The following is a 23752-nucleotide window of genomic DNA, read 5'->3' on the forward strand; positions in this document are numbered from 1 at the left end:
ACTCAATACTATATAAACAAATAGTTTGCCAAAAATAAGAGTAAACGATCAATGTAAGAATAGTTTTCCCTCGCTTTTAGGAAGAATTATCTAAAAATTAGTCAATTGTAAGTTCAACAATGTAATCAACATCTCCCGGAAGCTCTGATAGTTCGAGCGAAACACCTTCTTTCGTTTTGGTAAATCGGACTGGAGATTTATCCTTAAATAAAACGGCTTTCTTTACCTTTTTATTAGTTAGAGGTAAGAATAAAGTCTTATCTTTCAAATCAAGGATATGCACATATAGTTTATCTCCTTTCTGTGTGGTAACTCCCCAGTCTTGAGGAGCAATAATCCCCCCTCTTGTCTCATAAATAGTTTCACTATACTGATTCATCCAATCACCTATTTCTTTCAACCGTTGTACAGCCACCTCCGGAAGTTCTCCATTCGGCTGAGGACCGATATTCATCAAAAGGTTTGCATTCCTACCAGCGGCTTTTACCAAATAGTGAATCAAGGTTTTAGTCGATTTATAATTCTGATCAGTAATTTTGTATCCCCACATTCCATTCATTGTCTCACAAGTTTCCAATGGCAATTGACTAACGTCCTGTCCGGAAAGCCCAGTAGTATTCTCTCCAGGCAGATCACGCTCAAAAATCTGAATGTCTTCACCTTGAAAAGGTACTTGATGATGATTATTGCCAACCAAACATCCCGGTTGAAGTTTATGAATCAATGCGTATTGCTCCGGAAGTTCCCAATCAAAGCTCGGATTCTGATCCTGATCCCACCATCCATCAAACCAAATAGCACCTACCGGACCATAATTCGTCAGTAATTCTGTCAGCTGATTATTCATAAACTGATAATAACTCTTCCAATCACCTTGCGCATTTGGACGTCCGGTACCACGCCCTGTACGTCCCCATGGATAGTCTTCTCGCGACCAATCAAGATGAGAGTAGTAAAAATGAAGCTTGATCCCTTGTTTAGCACAAGCGGCAGCTAATTCTTTTATAATATCTCTCTTAAAAGGAGTAGCCTTGACTACATTAAAATCAGAATATTTCGTATCGAACATAGAAAAACCTTCATGATGACGACTAGTGAAACAAATGTACTTTGCTCCTGAAGCTTTAATAGCTGCCACCCACTTCTCAGCGTCAAATTTAGACGGGTCAAAGCCACCTGCCAGTTTGGCATACTCTTTATAATTCAGATTATTGTTTGTCATTGTCCACTCACCGGTAGCAAGCATAGCATACAACCCCCAATGAAGGAAAATACCAAATTTATTATCCTGAAACTCCTGACGTGCTTTTAAATTCTCCTGAGAAGGTTGATAAGAAGGCTGAGCAGATATCCCTAAACTCATACCTAATAACAATAGGAAAGAAATAAGATGTGTTTTCATAAGGCATTATTAAAATAAGAATTAAAACAATAAATAAAAAAGGCGGAGCTCTTATACCTCCGCCTTTCTCCAAAAAATTATATTTTTTATTCTTCAGTATAACGTTCAATCGTTTGAGCTCTATCAGGCCCAACAGAAACAATCTTGATTTGTACTCCAAGTTGTTCTTCTAAAAAGTTCAGATAAGCATTGAATTCTTCAGGAAACTCATCCTCGCTCTGCATCTTAGTCATATCTGTTTTCCAACCTGGAAGTTCAGCTAATATAGGTTCTACACCTTCTGTGATATCATAAGGGAAATAATCAATTTCTTCACCATTCAATTTATAAGCTACACAAGCTTTGATGGTATCGAAGGTATCAAGCACATCACTCTTCATCATGATCAGTTTAGTGACACCATTAATCATTACCGAATATTTCAATGCTACTAAGTCAATCCAACCACAACGACGTTTACGACCTGTCACTGCACCAAACTCATGTCCCAGCGCACCTATTTTATCTCCAGTCTCGTCAAACAATTCTGTTGGGAAAGGACCTGCACCCACACGTGTACAATATGCTTTGAAAATACCATATACTTCACCGATACGATTAGGACCCAGTCCTAAACCTGTACAAGCACCGGCACATATAGTATTAGAAGAAGTAACGAATGGATAAGAACCAAAATCAACATCTAACATAGTTCCCTGAGCACCTTCGCAAAGTACACTCTTTCCATCGTTCAACAGATTATTGATTTCATGTTCGCTGTCTACAAGATGGAATTGTTTCAGATATTCAATCCCTTCCATCCATGCTTTTTCAAGCTCGGTCAAGTCATATTCATAATTCAAATCCTTCAGGATTTGCTCATGACGAGCTTTTGCAGCTGCATATTTCTGTTCGAAATTATGAAGGATATCCCCTACACGGACACCATTACGGCTTACTTTATCCGTATAAGTAGGACCAATGCCCTTACCAGTAGTACCTACTTTCGCATCTCCTTTAGCTGCTTCATAAGCTGCATCCAGAATACGATGTGTCGGAAGAATAAGGTGAGCTTTCTTTGAGATATGCAAGCGTTCTTTCAACGGGTGACCTGATGCTTCAAGAGCTTCGGCTTCGGCTTTGAACAGTGCCGGATCAAGTACTACACCATTACCAATAATGTTTACTTTATCACCCTGAAAAATACCGGAAGGGATGGAACGAAGTACATATTTTTGTCCTTCGAACTCAAGTGTATGACCTGCATTCGGACCGCCCTGGAAACGAGCAACCACATCATACTTAGGTGTTAATACATCGACTACTTTTCCTTTACCTTCGTCGCCCCATTGTAATCCTAATAGAACATCTACTTTCATTTTTCTTTTTTATTGTTGTTATTTACTTTTTTTCGCTTATTCGCTCTGTCGCATTTGCTACACAATCCATATATATATAAGGAGTAATGAGAAAGTTGAAAGCGGCTTAACTTCGTATTCTCAATGGCATGCTGCAATTCCTCATTTTGAAACTCAGTCACTTTACCACATTGGGTACATATCTGATGATGATGCGTTTCACGATTATATGATTTTTCATATTGAGAGGAAGTTCCAAACTGATGCTTGATGACCAATCGCGCATTGATAAGCAGAATAATAGTATTGTAGAGAGTTGCCCGACTCACCCGAAAATTTTCCTGATCCATCATCCGTGAATAGAGCATATCAATATCGAAATGTCCTTCGATGGAGTAGATAGTTTCGAGTATGGCATAACGTTCGGGAGTCTTACGATGCCCGTTTACAGTAAGATATTCGGTGAATATCTGCCGTACCGTATCTTTCACATTTTGAGTTTCCATCATCAGCACAAAATTAGCGCGAACAAAGTTAAGCCTTTTTTGCGGAAAGCAAAAGATTTTCTGTGATATTTGTATGAAGGATAATTTATGAGTTAAGCAACAAGTAAACTATCACTCACCCAATTCTTCTTTCACCATATAATACAACATCTGCTCTGCTTCCATAGAAGAATCTGCCATTCCTTCTACCAGACGACACACCTGAAAAGCATGTTCTTCGCTATGTTGCATATATTTGCGAATAGCTAACATCGCAGCGTTTCGTACATGATAACTATCTGAATGAGCCGCACATATAGCCTGATCAAGCAATTCTCCGGCAACTCTTTCCGTCATATCTCCTTTCTTCATCAAAAGACGGGCAACAGTCAAAAAACCGCAAGTCTGTACATATTCCCGTTCATCGGCTATCCAATGAAATGATTTAGCAGGCGCATACGGTAAATACTGAAACAGATTCATGCAGGTTAATTCTGCTATTTCAATATTTTGAATGTCCTCTACCCAAATATCAGCAATTTCCGGATAAAAGGTATCGATGGGTTGTAACATCGCAGCCAGAATCTTACATTCACGAATATTCTCTTTCCATAATGCTTGCGCCAGATCATGGTTTTTCTCGTAACCATCAGCAATCATCTTGATACGTGGAAGTTCTACACCGAAATTAAGTTTATACACCAATCCCTTCTCACGCATACTTTGAGACACAGCTCCGTTCATAGAGAGACGGAGTTGTGTTTTGATATCTTTCAATTGTTCTTTAACATCCATTTTTTAATTGTTTATTGAAGGCAGTGGAGAATAATCCTTACTATAACGCAACATTTGTTCTACATAACCTTCGTCATAAGATACAGTAACATCTGTGATATTACCATTATCATCAGTTACCAATTCATATTTGGGATTCACAAATCCTTTATAAGGAGCAAGATTCAGTTTCTTATAACGTTCCAAAATTTCTGCGTGAAGAACTGGATCGACTTTCACTGCATAATTTTCAACGATATTACGAGCTCCTTCAAAATCACCAGTAGACTTTATACGCTGTATTTCGGCCAGTAATTCTCCAAAAAGTTCCCGTACCTTTTGATAATCATTGATCACAACATAAGTTTTTCCATCCTTCTTCACCATTTCCACTACTTTATTGGCTTTTCCCTTCTCAAATACCCAACGAGCAATCAACTGGCGATTACGCATATGAGCCTCCTCAATATTATTACCCGGTTCGATACGCACCAACTGTGTCATCAGACCATTCATCAAATATTTATAATATTCAGCTTTATAAGCATCTGCATCCGGCACAAGCTTCAACTCTACCAGTTTCGGATCAGCTACATAATACAAACCAAACAAATCAGCACGAGCTTCTTCAATGGTAGAGCCGTAAGCTTTCAGAGCATCCGGATCTACTCCCGGAAGCAACTTACCGGAACCATGTCCCAAACATTCATGTAAGTCAGTATGCAGTTCGTCAGTCAGATCGCCATATTTATCTATTGACTGAACTTCCGCATCACTGTAAGCAAATTCTTCATTGAAACCATTACCATGAGCAGCTTTGTTATAAGCATCAGTAATGTTTCCAATGGTTACTGACTTCGATCCATGATGGGCACGGATCCAGTTGGCATTCGGAAGATTGATACCAATAGCTGTAGATGGATACAAATCACCGGCAAGTATAGCAGCAGTAATTACTTTCGCAGATACACCTTTTACTTTATCCTTTTTGAAAGACTTATCTACCGGAGAATGATCTTCAAACCATTGTGCATTACTACTTATAGTTTCCGTACGATGTGTAGCTTCCAAATCCTTAAAGTTCACTAAGGACTCCCAGCTGGCTTTCATACCTAACGGATCACCATAACTTTCAGTGAAACCATTCACAAAATCAATTCGTGAATCCAAGTCTTTCACCCAAAGAATAGCATATTCATCAAAGTCCTCTAAGCTACCCGTTTCATAGAACTGAATCAACTTACTAATTACAGCTTTCTGAGCATCATTTTCAGCAACTGCTTCCGCTTTTTTCAGCCAAAAGACAATTTTCTCAATCGCTTGCGTATAGAGTCCACCTACTTTCCATACCTTTTCTTGAATCTTTCCATCCTCTTTAACCAAACGACTATTCAACCCATAAGAAACCGGCGTTTCATTTTTCGGATCTTTCAAAACGTTATAGAAATCTTCTGCTTCTTTCTGTGTCACGCCATCGTAATAGTTACAAGCGGAAGTAAGTACCAAGTCTTCTCCATCTGCCTGATTTACCCGTTTCGGCATTATAGCCGGATCAAAAATGACAGGGAATAATTCATTGCAAAGCTGTTCGGCAGTTTGTCCTTCTGCCAACGGAAGTAAAGAAGTGTCAATACTAAGCACAGCTTGTTTTAGAAACTCCTTTGAAAAGTTCGGTACAAACTTTTCCATACCATAATGATGATGAATACCATTAGAGAACCATACCCGTTTAAGATACACTTCCATGTTTTTAAAATCAGAAGTTTCTTTATCACCTTGATAGTTCATATACACAGCTTCAAGCATCCGACGAATCCTTAGGTTATACTTTCCGTTTTGGTCAAACAGAATATCCCGTCCTTCCAAAGCAGCTTGTGTCAAATAATAAACCAACTCTTTCTGTTTCAGTGACAAGTCCTCAAATCCGGAAGCCTTGTACCGCAATATCTGTAAATCTGCAAATTGTTCCACTGTATAATCAAATTTATCTGTTTTAGCAGTTGTTGTTTTAGCTCCTCCACAAGACACTAAAAGTGTCGAGGCTATGGCTATTGATATAAGATGTTTCATAATAACTAGTATTGATCAATGTAAAAAGAGAAAAAGGAATTATCCCTAAACTCTCATTCAGGGGTAATTCCTTTTATTCAGTTTCGGAATATGCAATTACTTTTTGCTATCTGTATGTCTCTTGCGATATCCGTTAGGAGTCTCACCTACATTCTTGTAAAATGCAGCGTAAAAAGATTGACGATTTGCAAAGCCAACCATTGCACTGATTTCCTCTACATTCTTGTCAGCATAACGTTTGTCAGTCAATAAGTGCAATGCATCTTTTACTCTGTACTCATTCAACAAACAAGAATAGTTCATGCCAAAACGAGAATTTACCACTGCAGAAAGATAGCGTGTATTTGTTTTAAGCTCTTTAGCTAGATCTTTCGCAGAGTAATCAGGGTCTTTGTACTTCTTCTGAACAACTACAATATTCAGAATCTTGTCATACAACTCATCTGCTAATTCCGGTCTAATCAAAGATCTATACGCAGCTTTCTTTTCTTTCTTTTCCCTTAAATTATAAGGGCGTTTTTTAGGAGTTTCCTCCGTTGCTTTTTTCTCTAAATCACTCATCGAATTAACTGGTTAGGGGTTTGTTCATTAATTAATATTGCCCATTCGCAACATTGCATGTTACAAATGTCTTACTTTTTTTTTAAACACACAATTTTTTTGTGCATTTTTTTTCTACTTAAACAATCAAAAAGCTTGAAATAGTGGAAATATGACAAAATAATAAGAAACTTTAACCCTTTAGGGATTTATTATTGAACAGAAATCGAGACATGATAAAGTATACTAAAGAAAATGTATCTTTGCAACAAAGTTTAATAGATTCATTGATGAAAAATATTTTAAAAACATATTTCGGATACGATAATTTCCGTCCTTTACAAGAAGAAATTATCCACCACATTCTAAACAAACAGGATGCTTTAGTACTGATGCCTACCGGGGGAGGAAAATCCATTTGTTATCAGTTACCTGCCTTACTCAGCGAAGGCACTGCCATAGTAGTCTCACCACTCATCTCATTGATGAAAGATCAGGTAGAAGCATTACAATCTAATGGAATTGCAGCCGGAGCACTGAATAGTAATAATGACGAAACAGAAAATGCTAACCTGCGTCGCGCTTGTATTGATGGACGATTGAAACTACTTTATATTTCTCCGGAAAAACTGGTAACAGAAAAAGACTATCTATTACGAGACATGAACATCTCTTTATTTGCCATCGACGAAGCACACTGCATTTCGCAATGGGGACATGACTTTCGACCGGAATATGCACAAATGGGAATAATTCATCAGCAATTCCCTCAAATTCCAATCATTGCATTGACAGCAACAGCCGATAAAATTACAAGGGAAGACATTATTCGCCAACTTCATCTCATCCATCCACGCACTTTCATTTCATCTTTCGACCGTCCCAACATCAGCTTAACGGTAAAACGTGGTTTTCAGGCAAAAGAGAGAAACAAAGCGATCCTTGAATTTATAAACCGTCACAGTGGAGAGAGTGGAATTATTTATTGCATGAGTCGTAATAAAACAGAAACTATTGCTCAGATGATACAAAAACAAGGTATCCGTTGTGGTGTTTATCATGCAGGATTATCTCCACAGCAACGAGATAAAACCCAAGATGATTTCATCAACGACCGTATTCAAGTAGTATGTGCCACGATAGCTTTTGGTATGGGAATTGACAAATCTAATGTCCGTTGGGTTATTCACAATAATCTCCCTAAAAGCATTGAAAGTTTTTACCAAGAGATAGGTCGCACGGGACGTGATGGTTTGCCAAGTGATACTATCCTATTTTATTCAATAGGAGACCTAATCCTGCTCACTAAATTTGCAACCGAAAGCAATCAACAAACTATTAATCTGGAAAAACTTCAGCGAATGCAACAATATGCCGAAGCAGACATCTGCCGAAGAAGAATTCTACTAAATTATTTCGGAGAAACGACAACAAAAGATTGTGGAAACTGTGATGTTTGTAAAAATCCCCCTGAAAGATTCGATGGCACAATCATCGTCCAGAAAGCATTAAGTGCTATTGTTCGTACCAATCAACAAATTGGAACTGGATTACTGATTGACATTCTTCGTGGCAACTATTCTACTGAAGTAACCGGAAAAGGTTACCAAGAACTAAAAACATTTGGAGCAGGAAGAGATATTCCCGTTCGGGACTGGCAAGACTATCTCTTACAAATGTTGCAATTAGGTTACTTCGAGATCGCCTACAACGAAAACAATCACTTAAAAATTACCTCAAGTGGTACCGCCATACTCTTTGGCAGATCCAAAGCTACCCTAACAGTCATCCATCGAGAAGAAACAACAATCAAAGGAAAAAAGAAAAAAGTTATAATCTCCAAAGAATTTTCTTTCGGACTACCAGGCACAGAGAATGAAGATCTTTTCGAGGCACTTCGTGGCTTACGAAAACAATTGGCAGATCAAGAAGCACTTCCTGCTTACATTGTATTATCGGATAAAGTGCTCCACCTCCTCAGTATCTCTCGCCCCACTACCATTGAAGAGTTTGGAGCTATCAGTGGTATCGGAGAATATAAAAAGAAAAAATATGGGAAAGATTTTATAACCCTAATCAAACAATTCGTAGACAACACCTAATAGCTACATTAGTTAAATGTTCTCCTCACAAAGTAAACTGTTTACATCCCATTCGCAGCAGTTTTCTTCTTTGTCAAATAATCCCGGCGCGAAGTCTCAAAAAGACAGACCATTTATGTAAAATGAGTTTCTGCTCTTCGACACAGCAAAGAAAGTTAGTAAGAGAATCAAGAAAAATAAAAGAAGATTATCGGCACTGCTGTAACTGCTCATGCAAATCCGACTGCGGTACCCCAAGTGAAATCGCCTTTTCAAAGTTAGATTTCGCCAATGATTTCTTTTTCTGAACCAGATAGATACTACCACGTAGTAAATAAGCATCTGCTGAAGATGCATCTAACCGTATAGCTTCATCCAAATCCACCAACGCTAAATCATCATGCCCCATCTCATGTTCCACATCAGCACGAGCAATATATAGGGTAGCGTCATTAGGAGTCTCTACAATCATCTTATTCAAAATATCAAGCGCCTCTTTGAACTTGCCTTCTTTCTGCTCCAAAGTCGCCAAACCAAGCCGTCCACTATAGCTCAAAGGATCGAGTTCCATCAAACGATTATAATCTAGTCGGGCAGCAGGATAATCCCGGCGAAGAACATAAATATAAGCACGCATCAATAGTGCTTCTTTATTCTTTTTATCTTCATCAAGTACTTGACAATAATCTGTATAAGCTCGATCTGTTTTACCCATCTCTAAATAAATAGCAGCACGATCTAACAAAATAGGTACTGATAACGGAGCAAAATTCAAAGCAAATGTATAAGATTCAAGCGCCTTGTCAAATTCCCCCAAACGACGTTGTACTAATCCTAGATTAGAAAAAAGCATTGCATTCTTTTCATTCTTCGGATCCAGTTTTAAAGCCTGCACTAACAAGTCTTTCGCTTGATGAAGACTATCTTTTTCTATGCACTCAATTGCCCTCTCCGACAACTGCTGATAAGTTTGTGCATGCAAAGCAAACGGAAACAAAAAAAGCAATAAAAGGATAGCCCCTTTCAAAAAGAATGAAAATGCAGTTACTTTCATCCTATCCTTACTCAAAATATTTTTCATCAATTAATCATATTAATTAAAACACGCTCTCCTCTATGTATCAAAAGAAGAGACAAAACACAATCGCTACAACGGATACACGTCAAATGCAAACAACTCAGTTGAAAGATAACGCTCTCCCGTATCAGCTAACAATACTACGATTTTTTTGTTCTTAAATTCCGGACGTATCGCCAATTGACGAGCAGCATAAACTGCCGCTCCTGAAGAAATTCCCGCCAGCAGACCTTCAGTTGCAGCCAATTCTCGTCCTGCACGAATCGCTTCATCGTCTGGTACACCTATAACTTCATCAACAACAGAAGCGTCATAAAGCTTCGGGATAAAATTTGCACCGATTCCCTGAATTCGATGTGGTTCTGGCTGACCACCAGCTAAAACCGGAGATGATGCAGGTTCTACTGCAACAATATAAATATCCGGATTATGTTTTTTTAAGGCACGAGCAACTCCACACACAGTGCCTCCTGTACCAACTCCTGCAACAAACGCTGCCACTTCACCATCAGTATCCCGCCAAATCTCTTCACCGGTAGTCCTTTCATGGGCAGTCGCATTAGAAGTGTTCTCAAATTGTTGCAGAATTACCGAACCAGGAATACTATCACGCAACTCCTGAGCTTTAGCAATAGAAGCAGCCATTCCTCCCAAACCATCCGTTAAAACGATCTGCGCCCCTAATGCTTTTAACAAATTCCGACGTTCGAGACTCATTGTCTCAGGCATCGTCAATATCAAATGATAACCCTTAATAGTAGCTACCATTGCTAAACCGACCCCTGTATTTCCGCTTGTCGGCTCAATAATAGTCGCACCAGGTTTTAACATTCCACGCGCCTCCGCATCCTCGATCATAGACAAAGCCACCCTGTCTTTCACACTTCCAGCCGGATTGAAAGCTTCCAACTTAGCAATTAAATTCTGTTTCAGATCATGCTTCCGGCTATAACCTGAAAGCTCCATCAAGGGAGTATTTCCCACTAAATCTGTCAATTTCTTCGCAATTTTTGGCATCGTTCACCTCGTTTTATTCGGTTGATGTGCAAAGATACAGAAAAGAATTGTACCTTTGTCTCCGTTCAATCTTTTTAAGTTTATAGATATGAAAAAGAGAATCCTGCAATTTCTCACGACTTATTTCTTATTTGTTCTTTTGTTTGTTATACAAAAACCTTTATTCATGGGTTATTACCATGAACTCTATACTGCTGTTTCCTGGAGCGATTATTTCAGTGTCATGTGGCACGGACTGCCATTAGATCTTTCTTTGGCAGGATACCTCACAGCAATTCCGGGTCTGTTACTGATTATTTCTGCCTGGACCAACTCAGGTATACTTCATCATATCCGACAATGGTATTTTGGTATCATCGCCTTTATTATGGCTTCTATTTTTATCGTTGATTTAGGATTATACGGTTTTTGGGGATTCCGTCTGGACGCCACTCCCATCTTCTATTTCTTTACCTCTCCTAAAGACGCCATAGCCAGTGTAAGTATCTGGTTTATATTACTAGGTTTATTAGCCATGCTAATTTATGCTGCCATCCTTTATGGAATTTTCTATTTCACACTCATTCGTGAAAAGAAACCTTTAAAAATTCCTTATCACAGACAAAACGTATCTTTGGTACTCCTTTTACTGACAGCAGCTCTTTTCATCCCCATTCGCGGTGGTTTCTCTGTATCAACCATGAATCTAAGTAAAGTTTATTTCAGCCAAAACCAACGAATAAACCATGCAGCAATCAATCCTGCATTCAGTTTCATGTATTCCGCCACCCATCAAAACAACTTTGATAAACAATACCGTTTAATGGATCCTAAAAAAGCCGATGAACTATTTACTCAAATAATAGAGAAACCAGCATCAGCTACAGACAGTATTCCCCAGTTACTTAATACACAACGCCCCAATATTATTTTCATCATCCTGGAAAGTTTTTCTACCCATTTAATGGAATCTTTCGGAGGACAACCAAACGTTGCTGTCAATCTGGATAAATTAGGTAAAGAAGGAATATTATTCACTAATTTCTATGCCAATAGTTTTCGTACTGATCGTGGTCTCGTATCTGTCATTAGTGGATATCCTGCTCAACCAAGTACCAGTATTATGAAGTATCCTGAGAAAACAGAAAACCTTCCTTCTATTCCTCGCACACTAAAAAATGCCGGATACGATTTGGAATACTATTACGGTGGAGATGCTGATTTCACTAATATGCGTTCTTATCTGGTTTCTGCCGGTATTGAGAAGATCATTTCCGAGAAAGATTTCCCTTTATCTGAGCGTGCAGGTAAATGGGGAGCACAGGATCATACATTATTCCAACGTTTTCTGAAAGACTTGAAAGAAGAAAAGCCCAAAGAACCATTTTTAAAGATCGTACAAACCTCCAGTAGTCACGAGCCTTTTGAGGTACCATTTCACCGTTTAGACCATAAAGTACTCAATGCTTTTGCTTATGCAGATAGTTGTGTGGGAGATTTCGTAAAACAATATAAAGAAACTCCGATGTGGAAGAATACATTAATCGTACTTGTTCCTGACCACTTGGGAGGATATCCTCATCCTATAGATAACCCATTGGAAGGACATACTATTCCACTCATTATGATTGGTGGAGCAATTAAAGAGCCACAGATGATAGATACTTATGCTTCTCAAATAGATATTGCCGCAACTCTGCTTTCCCAGCTTGGATTGCCACACGATGAATTTACCTTCAGCAAGAATATTCTGAATCCGTCCTCTCCTCATTTCGGATATTTTACAGAACCGTCTCTGTTTGGTATGGTTACTCCTGAAAATCAATTGGTATTCAATTTGGATGCCAATACAATACAAGTGGACGAAGGTACCACAAAAGGAGCCAATTTGGAAAAAGGAAAAGCATTTCTCCAAAAGCTCTATGATGATATAGCAAAACGATAAAACAATACCATTTTTCTTATAATACATTTTATATTATATGAATGAAATAATTCAAAGCCTATCTGATATAGATACTAATGTACTTTTATTCTTTAATGGTATACACTCGCCATTTTGGGATTATTTCATGAGTGCTTTTACCGGAAAAGTAATATGGGTACCAATGTATGCCACTATACTATATGTACTACTAAAAAACTTCCATTGGAAAGTTGCCATTTGTTATGTAGTGGCTATTGCTCTGACAATCACATTTGCAGACCAGATGTGTAATAGTCTCATCCGTCCGTTAGTAGGTCGTTTGCGTCCTTCCAATCCGGAAAACCCAATCGCTGACCTAGTCTATATTGTAAATGGGAAACATGGAGGTGGTTTCGGATTTCCTTCCTGTCACGCAGCCAATTCATTCGGACTTGCGATATTCCTGATTTGTTTATTTCGTAAACGCTGGCTGAGTATCTTTATCGTTCTATGGGCATTCACCAATTCTTATACCCGCCTATATCTAGGATTACATTATCCCGGGGATTTAATAGTGGGAGCCATCATCGGAGGATTCGGGGGATGGATGCTCTACTTTATTTTCCATAAACTAGCCGTTCGGCTAAACCCGGCTAGCAAATCCTCTAATATCAAGATGCGACAAACAGGAACGATTATTTATGTAGGACTGCTGACGACACTTGGTATCATCATTTATTCAATTATTCAAAGCTAAAGAAACCTTTAGAATCAACAATAAAAAAGCCTGGTATCACTTTTACACCAGGCTTTTTCATTATATGAGCAATATATTATCAAGCTTTCTTAATGTACTCAACAATCCACTGCCCAACCTCTTTTGTTCCATACTTAGCACCCCCAGCTACTTGAATTTCCGGTGTACGTACATTCTCATCCAAAGAAGCATCCACTGCTTTACGAATTAAAGCTCCTTCTTCCTTACAATCAAAGTACTCGAATAGCATAGCTACAGAAAGTATCTGTGCCAATGGATTAGCAATATTCAGTCCTTTAGCCTGAGGCCATGAACCATGAATCGGTTCAAATACAGGAGTACTTTCTCCAGTAGAAGCAGAAGGAAGTAACCCCATAGAACCACTGATCACAGAACCCTCATCAGTCAAAATATCACCAAACGTATTTTCAGTTACCATCACATCAAAGAATGCTGGTTCTTGAATCATACGCATAGCAGCATTATCCACATACATATAATCTGTGGTCACTTCCGGATAATTCGGAGCCATTTCCTGTGCAATCTGACGCCACAAACGAGAAGAAGCCAACACGTTCGCTTTATCCACAACCGTTAAGTGCTTTCTACGTTTCATCGCATATTCAAAACCGACTCTCAAGATACGTTCAATTTCCGGACGAGTATAGAAGTTCGTATCATAAGCCTTATCATTATCCTGATATTTCTCACCAAAATACATACCACCGGTTAATTCACGAATACAGATAAAATCGGCATTCTCTACTAATTCCGCACGCAACGGAGATTTATGAATCAGGCATTTAAACGTTTGTACAGGACGGATATTAGCAAACAACCCCAACTTCTTACGCATAGCAAGCAATCCTTGCTCCGGACGAACCTTTGCAGTAGGATCATTATCAAACTTCGGATCACCTACAGCAGAAAACAAAACTGCATCTGCATCCTTACAAACCTGAAATGTTTTTTCCGAGAACGGATCACCGACTTTATCTATAGCATCTGCACCACAGATTGCATATTCGTAACTTACTTTATGACCAAACTTCTCACAAACGGCACTCATAACATCCACCCCCTGTACGGAGATTTCCGGTCCGATACCATCGCCTGCTAATACAGCAATTTTAAAATCCATAATTACTAATTCTTTCTATTTATATACTTATAAAAAACATTCTTCAGAAAAAGCGACCTTACATCTATTCATTTTCAATAATATTCAGCATCTTCACTGTCGCTTTAATGGCAGCCTCGGTCTGGTCAGCATCCAAACCACGAGTACGGAACACCCGGTCCTCATAACTCCAAGTAATGACAGTCTGCACAAATGCATCTGTACGTCCACCAGGAGGAATACTAACGGCATAATTCGTCAGCATCGGGAATTTACGTCCTAAAGTCACCTTATATACTTTGCGCAAAGCACGTACAAAAGCGTCATACTGACCATCACCGCTTGAACTTTCTTCAAATTCTTTGCCATTGATCTCTATTTTCAGAGTTGCCATCGGCTTCAAACCATTAGCAAGGTTTACAATATAACTCTTTAGTTTCACTTTATCCCCTTCAACCCCATGCTTTAACACATCCGAAACGATATATGGCAGATCATCCTGAGTAACCAATTCTTTTTTATCCCCCAGTTCAATAATGCGTTCCGTCACTTTACGCATAGAATCCTCGTCCAAATCCAATCCCAAATCTTCCAGATTTTTACGGATATTAGCCTTACCACTTGTTTTGCCTAATGCATACTCACGTTTACGACCAAAACGTTCGGGCAACAAATCATTGCAATACAGGTTATTCTTATTATCACCATCTGCATGAACACCTGCAACTTGCGTAAAGACATTCTCACCTACAATTGGCTTATTGGCAGGAATTACAATACCGGAATAAGACTCTACTACCCGGCTAACATCATTTAAACGGCTTTCATCAATATTGGTCAGCGCATTAAAATGATCTTTCAGAATAGCTTGTACACTTGCCAAAGGAGCATTACCTGCCCGCTCACCCAAACCATTAATCGTCGTATGCAATCCTTTCACTCCACTCAGCACAGCTGCCAACACATTGCTTACAGCCAAATCATAGTCATTATGCGCATGAAAATCAAAATGAGTATCCGGATAACGTTTCTTCATTTTCCGCATATACTCAATTACTTGTAGAGGATTCAAAATACCTAATGTATCCGGCAACATATACCGTTTGATATTGGAGCCTTTCAATCCATCCATCAACTGAAACACATATTCGGAAGAATCTTTCATACCATTACTCCAATCTTCCAGATAGACATTTACAACAATATCTTGTTCATCGGCATAATGCACTACATTGATAATATCGGCAATATGTTCTTCAGGGCTTTTTTTTAATTGTTGTGTACAGTGTTTTAATGAACCTTTACATAGCAAATTAATAACGCGACAACCGGTACGTTGTATCCAATCAACCGAAGTGCCGCCATCTACAAACCCCAGTACTTCTACTTTATGAAGCAGATTCCGACGAGCTGCCCAATCGCATATCATCTTCACAGCTTCAAACTCACCATCCGACACACGCGCTGAGGCAACCTCTACCCGGTCCACCTTTAAGTCTTCCAATAGCAAACGAGCGATCATTAGTTTCTCATGAGGCACAAAGGATACCCCGCTAGTCTGTTCACCATCGCGGAGCGTTGTGTCCATAATCTCTATTTTGACGCTTTCTCTTCCCATTGTTCGATCTTATTTTTATTACTTAACAAGAAATCAATATCATCCAATCCATTCATCAGACAATGTTTCTTATAAGCATTGATTTCAAAGTTCTCACTTTTACCTGTCGCTTTATTGGTGATAGTTTGCTCAGGAAGATTCACTTCCACCTCCATTTTGGGATTTACATAAATAGAGTCGAACAATTCCTGCAAGAATTCTTCCGAAACAACAACCGGAAGTACAAAATTATTCAACTCATTATTCTTATGAATATCTGCAAAGAAACTAGATACTACTACCCGAAATCCATATCCGGCAATCGCCCAAGCAGCATGTTCACGACTGGAACCTGAACCAAAGTTCTTTCCGGCAACTAATATTTGTCCACTATATGTGGGATCATTCAGCACAAAATCCTTATTCAAGGACCCATCTGCATTATATCGCCAATCACGAAACAAATTATCTCCGAAAAATTTCTCTTCACGAGTAGTTGCTTTCAGGAAACGCGCCGGAATAATCTGGTCTGTATCCACATTTTCCAAAGGCAAAGGTACACAAGTACTTGTTATTATATCAAATTTTGTTTTCATCTCTAATTATCTATTATCCATTATCAATTAAATAAGTTCTCTCGGATCAGTAATGACTCCCGTTACCGCAGCAGCTGCAGCAACCAACGGACTAGCCAATAATGTACGTGCTCCCGGTCCCTGACGCCCTTCAAAGTTACGGTTACTAGTAGAAACAGAATATTTACCAGCTGGAACCTTATCATCATTCATAGCCAGACAGGCAGAACATCCCGGCTGACGAATTGCAAATCCAGCTTCTGTCAGAATCTTATCAATACCTTCCTTACGAATTTGCGCATCTACCATCCATGATCCCGGAACAAGCCACGCAATTACATTATCTGCTTTTTTACGTCCTTCTACAATGGAAGCAAAAGCACGAAAGTCTTCAATACGCCCGTTGGTACAAGCTCCAAGAAATACATAGTCAATCTTCTTACCTAACAAAGATTCACCTGGTTGGAATCCCATATAATCCAGAGATTTCTTGAAAGAGCCCTGAGCTGCTTCTCCCAATCCTTCCATTGTAGGGATATGCTGTGTGATTCCCATACCCATTCCCGGATTAGTACCATAAGTAATCATTGGTTCAATATCAGCTGCGTCAAATCGAACTTCTTTATCAAACACAGCATCATCATCACTCTTCAATGTCTTCCAATATTCCACTGCTATCTCCCATTCTTTGCCTGTAGGAGCATTTTCACGACCTTTGATATATTCAAAGGTCACTTCATCCGGCGCGATCATACCACCACGTGCACCCATTTCGATAGAAAGATTACAGAGAGTAAGACGTCCTTCCATTGTCAGGTTACGAATAGCCGAACCCGCATATTCAACAAAATAACCAGTTGCACCACTGGTAGTCATCTTAGACATCATATAAAGTGCTACATCTTTTGCAGTTACTCCTTTTCCTAATTCTCCGTCTACAGTAATACGCATTGTTTTCGGTCTTGACTGAAGAATACACTGAGAGGCCAATACCATTTCCACTTCACTGGTTCCGATACCGAAAGCAATCGCTCCCATTGCACCATGAGTTGAAGTATGAGAGTCACCACAAACAATTGTCATACCCGGAAGAGTCAAAGCACGCTCCGGACCTACTACATGGATAATTCCATTTTTCGGATGCATCATACCATAATGTGTCAGACCAAAATCTTTGGCATTCTTCGTCAGTGTATCTACCTGAGTCTTGGATACCTGATCTTCAATCGGTTTATCCTGATCATGAGTCGGTGTATTATGATCCGGCATACAAAACACTTTATCCGGACGGAATACGCTGATTCCACGTTCACGCAATCCTGAAAAAGCTTGCGGACTAGTCACTTCATGGCAATAAAGCCGATCAATATAAAGTTGTGTAGGACCATCTTTCACAGTAGTAACCACGTGAGCATCCCATATTTTATCAAATAATGTATTCATTTATATCTTATAATTTTGCAAGTTAGAATTGAATTTTAGTCTCTCTTTTAATTTTTAAATTTATTGATGCAGTCAATATAAGCTTCTACAGACGCTGCTATAATATCTGTATTAGCTCCAAAGCCATAATACATTTGATTATCATATTCTACCTGCATATGTACTTTACCAACATCATCACTTCCTTTACTAATGGCTTGAATGGTAAATTCTTTCAGCGTCATGTGACGGTCTACGATCTTTTTCAAAGCTTTGATCGCAGCATCTACAGGACCATTTCCACTAGCACAAGCTTCAAACTTTTCTCCGGAAATATTCAATCCCAAGCTAGCAACCGAACGGACACCAACTCCACTAGTCACTTGCAAGTAATCTAACTTAATACGGTGATTTTGAGCACGATCCGCACCTGCTAATACTAGAATATCATCATCATTAATATCTTTTTTCTTATCAGCCAGTTTTAAAAATTCTTCGTATACCTTATCTAAGTTATCTTGCTCTAATTTAACTCCCAAAACAGACAGACGGTTTTTCAAAGCAGCACGTCCGCTACGGGCAGTCAATACAATTGAGTTATCATCAATACCTACATCATGAGGATCAATAATCTCATAAGTTTGCACGTTCTTCAACACGCCATCTTGATGAATTCCAGATGAATGTGCAAAAGCATTTCGTCCGACAATTGCTTTATTTGGTTGTACCGGCATATTCATCAAACTAGATACCATACGGCTAGTCGGATAAATCTTCTGAGTATTGATATTTGTTTGAATATCAATTTCATGATGACTCTTGATAATCATTGCTATTTCCTCAAGAGCAGTATTCCCTGCACGTTCGCCAATGCCATTAATAGTAACCTCCACCTGGCGGGCACCATTCAGAACCCCCGCTATTGTATTAGCTGTGGCCATACCTAAGTCATTGTGACAATGGGTAGAAATAATTGCTTTATCGATACCATCTACATGGTCAATCAAATATTTAATTTTAGCACCATATTCTGACGGTAAGCAATAACCGGTTGTATCCGGGATATTCACTACTGTTGCACCAGCTTTAATAACTGCCTCAATTACTCGCGCTAAATATTCATTCTCCGTACGTCCTGCATCTTCCGCATAAAACTCTACATCTTCTACAAATCGACGCGCATACTTCACTGCAGCTACAGCACGTTCAATAATCTCTTCGCGATTTGAATTGAATTTATATTTGATATGAGAATCTGAAGTACCGATACCTGTATGAATACGCTTATGTTTAGCAAATCTCAAGGCATCTACAGCAACATCAATATCCTTTTGAACCGACCGGGTCAGAGCACAGATTGTAGGCCATGTCACCGCCTTGGAAATCTCTATCACTGAATTAAAATCTCCTGGGCTGGAGATAGGAAAACCCGCTTCAATCACATCTACACCCAGAGCTTCTAATGCCTTTGCTACCTGAATCTTCTCTACTGTATTCAATTGGCATCCCGGAACCTGTTCACCATCACGAAGTGTGGTATCGAAAATAAATAACCTATTGTCCATCTTCTTATGATTTATATAATTATTAGCACCAAAAAAAAAAACCTTTCACACGTGGAAGTGAGAAAGGCTTTCGTATATTTTCATTATACACTTTTACGCGCAGCACTCACTTCCACTAAACTTTGATAGTAGAATAATAATACCACACAGTAGAATATGTATAAACATCTGATTCATTTTATTGTCTTTTTATTGTTTGACGATGCAAAGGTAGAGATTATTTCTTAACCACCAAATAATACGTTACTTTTTTATCGAAAATAATTTCATTTCATAAGTTAAAGTCGAATATAAAAAAGAATATATTACTAGTCACTTTCTATTCCTCATAAAATAAAAAGAGGACACAGAATGTTTGATCACTCTGTATCCTCCGGACTTATCATTCTAAATCAATAAATTACTTCTTATCGCAACATGCTTTTTTTTCTGAGCAATCAGCTTTCTTGTCACAATCAGTCTTTTTATCACAGTTCGTTTTGCCGCAATTAGCCTGCTTATCGCAAGAAGTAGCACAGGAATCTGTCTTTTGACAACAAGAATCAGCTTGAGTACATACAGCAGCTTCTACAACTTCAACAGAATCTGTTACTTCAGTTCCAGAAGTACTATTAGCTGTTTTATTACCAGAGCAAGACATCATAGCAAAGGAAAATGTTACTGCCACAGCAGCTAGGAATAATTTAATCTTCATACTTTTGATTTGCTTTAAACATTTAATATAGAATTATCAATCGCAAATATAACACATTTTTTCTAAAGTACCAAAAACAGAAAGCCCCTCCGGTCAATCGACTGAAGGGGCTTCTTCAAAAACGGCAGTTACCTACTCTCCCACTGTTACGCAGTACCATCGGCGTGACGAGGCTTAACTTCTCTGTTCGGAATGGGAAGAGGTGGAACCCTCGTGCTATAACCACCTGAAAAAGGTTATGACATGATGAAAAGTAAAATTACAGTAATCATTATTATCAATAGTATTTATTATATTAATAATCATAATACGCTAAACGTATATAACAAACAAAACCAGAAAGAAAGTAGACGGGCAATTAGTAATGCTCGGCTAAGATGTTACCACCTGTACACCTGCATCCTATCAACGTCATCGTCTTTAACGACCCTAAGAAATCTAATCTTGTGGCTGGCTTCGTACTTAGATGCTTTCAGCACTTATCCAATCCCGACTTAGATACCCAGCAATGCACCTGGCGGCACAACTGGTAAACCAGAGGTCAGTCCAACACGGTCCTCTCGTACTAGTGTCAGAGCCACGCAAATTTCATACGCCCACGATAGATAGAGACCGAACTGTCTCACGACGTTCTGAACCCAGCTCGCGTGCCACTTTAATGGGCGAACAGCCCAACCCTTGGGACCTTCTCCAGCCCCAGGATGTGACGAGCCGACATCGAGGTGCCAAACCCCTCCGTCGATATGAGCTCTTGGGAGGGATCAGCCTGTTATCCCCGGAGTACCTTTTATCCTTTGAGCGATGTCCCTTCCATACGGAAACACCGGATCACTATGCTCTAGTTTCCTACCTGATCGACTTGTGAGTCTCCCAGTCAAGCGCCCTTATGCCATTACACTCTACGGACGGTTACCAATCGTCCTGAGGGCACCTTTAGAAGCCTCCGTTACTGTTTTGGAGGCGACCACCCCAGTCAAACTACCCACCAAACAGTGTCCTCGAAATTACGAGTTAGAACTCAAATAATCAAAGGGCCGTATTTCAACAGCGACTCCATTCAAACTGGCGTCTGAACTTCAAAGTCTCCGGCCTATCCTACACATTAATTACCCAAATTCAATGTTAAGCTATAGTAAAGGTTCACGGGGTCTTTTCGTCCCATCGCGGGTAATCGGCATCTTCACCGATACTACAATTTCACTGAGCTCACGGTTGAGACAGTGTCCAGATCATTACACCATTCGTGCAGGTCGGAACTTACCCGACAAGGAATTTCGCTACCTTAGGACCGTTATAGTTACGGCCGCCGTTTACTGGGGCTTCAATTCAATGCTTCTCTTGCGATGACATCTCCTCTTAACCTTCCAGCACCGGGCAGGTGTCAGGCTGTATACCGAATCTTTCGATTTTGCACAGCCCTGTGTTTTTGTTAAACAGTTGCCTGGACCTATTCTCTGCGCCCAGCCGAAAAGCTGGGACCCTTTATCCCGAAGTTACAGGGTTAATTTGCCTAGTTCCTTAACCGTGATTCACTCAAGCGCCTTAGTATATTCAACCCGACTACGTGTGTCCGTTTACGGTACGGGTACCTCAAAGATTAAGTTTAGCGGATTTTCTTGGGAGTTTGATTACATACGCTATTACTTCATTCCGAAGAATTCGGTATACTATCAGGTTCGACTCTCATCCTGGATTTGCCTGGGATGATCAGCATCTACACCCTTTAACGGACTATTCCGTCAGTCCGCGGTATTGTCACTGCTCCGTCTCCACAATCACTCTTTAAGGTAGTACAGGAATATTAACCTGTTCTGCCATCGGCTTCGCCGTTCGGCTGAGCCTTAGGACCCGACTAACCCTGATCCGATTAGCGTTGATCAGGAAACCTTAGTCTTGCGGCGAGGGGGTTTCTCACCCCCTTTATCGTTACTTATACCTACATTTGCTTTTCCACACGCTCCAGTATAGCTGACGCTACGCCTTCGACGCGGAGTGGAATGCTCCCCTACCGATCATTGCTGATCCCATAGCTTCGGTAAAACACTTAATGCCCGATTATTATCCACGCCAAACTCCTCGACTAGTGAGCTGTTACGCACTCTTTAAATGAATGGCTGCTTCCAAGCCAACATCCTAGCTGTCTTAGCAATCTGACTTCGTTAGTTCAACTTAGTGTTTATTTGGGGACCTTAGCTGATGGTCTGGATTCTTCTCCTTTGGGACATGGACCTTAGCACCCATGCCCTCACTCCTGTGATTGGACTAATGCGCATTCGGAGTTTGTCAAGACTTGATAGGCGGTGAAGCCCTCGCATCTTATCAGTCGCTCTACCTCACATTAGTAACTCACAAGGCTGCACCTAAATGCATTTCGGGGAGTACGAGCTATCTCCAAGTTTGATTAGCCTTTCACCCCCACCCTCAGGTCATCCGGAAGCTTTTCAACGCTTATCGGTTCGGTCCTCCAGTTAGTGTTACCTAACCTTCAACCTGCCCAAGGGTAGATCACTTGGTTTCGCGTCTACTCCTTCCGACTGGACGCCCTATTAAGACTCGCTTTCGCTTCGGCTGCATGTCTCTAGACACTTAACCTTGCCGGAAAAAGTAACTCGTAGGTTCATTATGCAAAAGGCACGCCGTCACTGTTTTAACAGCTCCGACCGCTTGTAGGCGCATGGTTTCAGGGACTATTTCACTCTTCTATTCGAAGTGCTTTTCACCTTTCCTTCACAGTACTGGTTCGCTATCGGTCTCTCGGGAGTATTTAGCCTTACCGGATGGTCCCGGTGGATTCACGCAAGATTTCTCGTGTCCCGCGCTACTCAGGATACCACTACGCTTCGTCTGGTTTAGAATACCGGGCTATCACCGTCTATGGCCGAACTTTCCAGATCGTTCTTCTCACCAGATGTCATGCGACATCGTGGTCCTACAACCCCATAATTGCCGTAACAACTATGGTTTGGGCTAGTCCCCGTTCGCTCGCCACTACTAGGGGAATCATTATTATTTTCTTTTCCTGCAGGTACTAAGATGTTTCAGTTCCCTGCGTTAGCTTCCATCGAGGATGGATGTCATTCCTTCAGAATGACGGGTTGTCCCATTCGGAAATCTCTGGATCAAGGGTTATTTGCACCTACCCAGAGCTTATCGCAGCTTATCACGTCCTTCATCGCCTCCGAGAGCCAAGGCATCCGCCATGCGCCCTTGCTTACTTTCTTTCAAACTGACTTCTTCATGGTTGGCATGGGAATCGTTGTATTGCTACGAAGATACCAATTGATCCAATGAAGAGTGTGCGGCTTGATATATACTTTTAGCTCTTTACTAAATTTTACTTTTTGTTTCATCAT

At 40.0% G+C, this 23752-nt stretch carries 18 protein-coding genes and 2 rRNA genes; 3 read left to right on the forward strand and 17 right to left on the reverse strand.

All coding sequences use genetic code 11. The features are described 5' to 3' along the window. Positions 1-97: 97 nt before the first annotated feature. The 6 genes from EJF25_RS20085 to EJF25_RS20110 form a co-directional block, all read right to left on the reverse strand. Positions 98-1402, reverse strand: coding sequence for an alpha-L-fucosidase (locus EJF25_RS20085; RefSeq protein ID WP_125042446.1), 1305 nt, complete (start codon positions 1400-1402; stop codon positions 98-100). An 86-nt stretch (positions 1403-1488) separates the two neighbouring features. Beyond that, on the reverse strand, positions 1489-2760 hold the full coding sequence (locus EJF25_RS20090; protein WP_125042447.1) for an adenylosuccinate synthase: 1272 nt from the start codon (positions 2758-2760) through the stop codon (positions 1489-1491). Beyond that, the gene (locus EJF25_RS20095) at positions 2757-3245 is read right to left on the reverse strand and encodes a Fur family transcriptional regulator (protein WP_025075980.1); all 489 of its coding nucleotides are present in this window, start codon (positions 3243-3245) and stop codon (positions 2757-2759) included. The genes EJF25_RS20090 and EJF25_RS20095 overlap by 4 nt, the downstream gene beginning before the upstream one ends. Before the next feature lie 111 nt (positions 3246-3356). Further along, positions 3357-4019 carry a DNA alkylation repair protein gene (locus EJF25_RS20100; RefSeq protein ID WP_125042448.1) on the reverse strand — a complete coding sequence of 221 codons (663 nt, stop codon included), beginning with the start codon at positions 4017-4019 and terminating at the stop codon, positions 3357-3359. A 3-nt stretch (positions 4020-4022) separates the two neighbouring features. Further along, positions 4023-6071, reverse strand: a complete 2049-nt coding sequence (locus tag EJF25_RS20105) for a dipeptidyl-peptidase 3 family protein (RefSeq protein ID WP_200832954.1) — start codon at positions 6069-6071, stop codon at positions 4023-4025. 93 nt (positions 6072-6164) lie between these two features. Further along, positions 6165-6629, reverse strand: a complete 465-nt coding sequence (locus tag EJF25_RS20110; RefSeq protein ID WP_025075983.1) for a helix-turn-helix domain-containing protein — start codon at positions 6627-6629, stop codon at positions 6165-6167. A gap of 269 nt (positions 6630-6898) precedes the next feature. On the opposite strand from EJF25_RS20110, the gene recQ reads away from it, so the two are divergent. Next, on the forward strand, positions 6899-8710 hold the full coding sequence (gene recQ, locus EJF25_RS20115) for a DNA helicase RecQ (protein ID WP_125042459.1): 1812 nt from the start codon (positions 6899-6901) through the stop codon (positions 8708-8710). 187 nt (positions 8711-8897) lie between these two features. Here recQ and EJF25_RS20120 read toward each other — a convergent pair whose 3' ends face one another. Then, on the reverse strand, positions 8898-9743 hold the full coding sequence (locus tag EJF25_RS20120; RefSeq protein ID WP_125042460.1) for a tetratricopeptide repeat protein: 846 nt from the start codon (positions 9741-9743) through the stop codon (positions 8898-8900). Between the two features lie 93 nt (positions 9744-9836). Beyond that, positions 9837-10784, reverse strand: a complete 948-nt coding sequence (gene cysK / locus EJF25_RS20125; protein ID WP_125042449.1) for a cysteine synthase A — start codon at positions 10782-10784, stop codon at positions 9837-9839. 88 nt (positions 10785-10872) lie between these two features. Here cysK and EJF25_RS20130 point away from each other — a divergent pair, with 88 nt between their 5' ends. Both EJF25_RS20130 and EJF25_RS20135 read left to right on the forward strand, forming a co-directional pair. Next, positions 10873-12708: an LTA synthase family protein gene (locus tag EJF25_RS20130; protein WP_200832951.1), complete on the forward strand. Its 1836-nt coding sequence runs from the start codon at positions 10873-10875 to the stop codon at positions 12706-12708. A 37-nt stretch (positions 12709-12745) separates the two neighbouring features. After that, complete coding sequence (locus EJF25_RS20135; RefSeq protein WP_306308338.1) at positions 12746-13426, forward strand: phosphatase PAP2 family protein; 681 nt, start codon at positions 12746-12748, stop codon at positions 13424-13426. A gap of 79 nt (positions 13427-13505) precedes the next feature. On the opposite strand, the gene leuB is transcribed toward EJF25_RS20135, so the two are convergent. The 9 genes from leuB to EJF25_RS26235 all read right to left on the reverse strand — a co-directional run bounded on the left by leuB (position 13506) and on the right by EJF25_RS26235 (position 23752). After that, entirely contained in the window at positions 13506-14567 is a 1062-nt protein-coding gene (gene leuB, locus EJF25_RS20140; RefSeq protein ID WP_125042450.1) for a 3-isopropylmalate dehydrogenase, read from the reverse strand. A gap of 64 nt (positions 14568-14631) precedes the next feature. Further along, entirely contained in the window at positions 14632-16164 is a 1533-nt protein-coding gene (locus EJF25_RS20145) for a hydroxymethylglutaryl-CoA lyase-like TIM-barrel protein (protein ID WP_200832952.1), read from the reverse strand. Then, the gene (gene leuD, locus EJF25_RS20150; RefSeq protein WP_125042451.1) at positions 16140-16739 is read right to left on the reverse strand and encodes a 3-isopropylmalate dehydratase small subunit; all 600 of its coding nucleotides are present in this window, start codon (positions 16737-16739) and stop codon (positions 16140-16142) included. The genes EJF25_RS20145 and leuD overlap by 25 nt, the downstream gene beginning before the upstream one ends. Before the next feature lie 27 nt (positions 16740-16766). After that, positions 16767-18161, reverse strand: coding sequence for a 3-isopropylmalate dehydratase large subunit (gene leuC / locus EJF25_RS20155; protein ID WP_125042452.1), 1395 nt, complete (start codon positions 18159-18161; stop codon positions 16767-16769). 47 nt (positions 18162-18208) lie between these two features. Continuing rightward, positions 18209-19705, reverse strand: a complete 1497-nt coding sequence (locus tag EJF25_RS20160; RefSeq protein ID WP_125042453.1) for a 2-isopropylmalate synthase — start codon at positions 19703-19705, stop codon at positions 18209-18211. 400 nt (positions 19706-20105) lie between these two features. Further along, positions 20106-20399 (reverse strand): hypothetical protein, encoded by a 294-nt coding sequence (locus tag EJF25_RS20165; RefSeq protein WP_125042454.1) that lies wholly within the window; start codon positions 20397-20399, stop codon positions 20106-20108. 119 nt (positions 20400-20518) lie between these two features. Further along, a 5S ribosomal RNA gene (gene rrf, locus EJF25_RS20170) occupies positions 20519-20629 on the reverse strand. A 108-nt stretch (positions 20630-20737) separates the two neighbouring features. Next, positions 20738-23620, reverse strand: a 23S ribosomal RNA gene (locus tag EJF25_RS20175). Further along, a complete protein-coding gene (locus tag EJF25_RS26235; protein ID WP_262707190.1) occupies positions 23621-23752 on the reverse strand; it encodes a hypothetical protein in 132 nt (43 codons plus the stop codon).

The sequence above is a fragment of the Bacteroides faecalis genome, from assembly GCF_003865075.1.
In the GTDB taxonomy this organism is placed as follows: Bacteria; Bacteroidota; Bacteroidia; order Bacteroidales; family Bacteroidaceae; genus Bacteroides; species Bacteroides faecalis.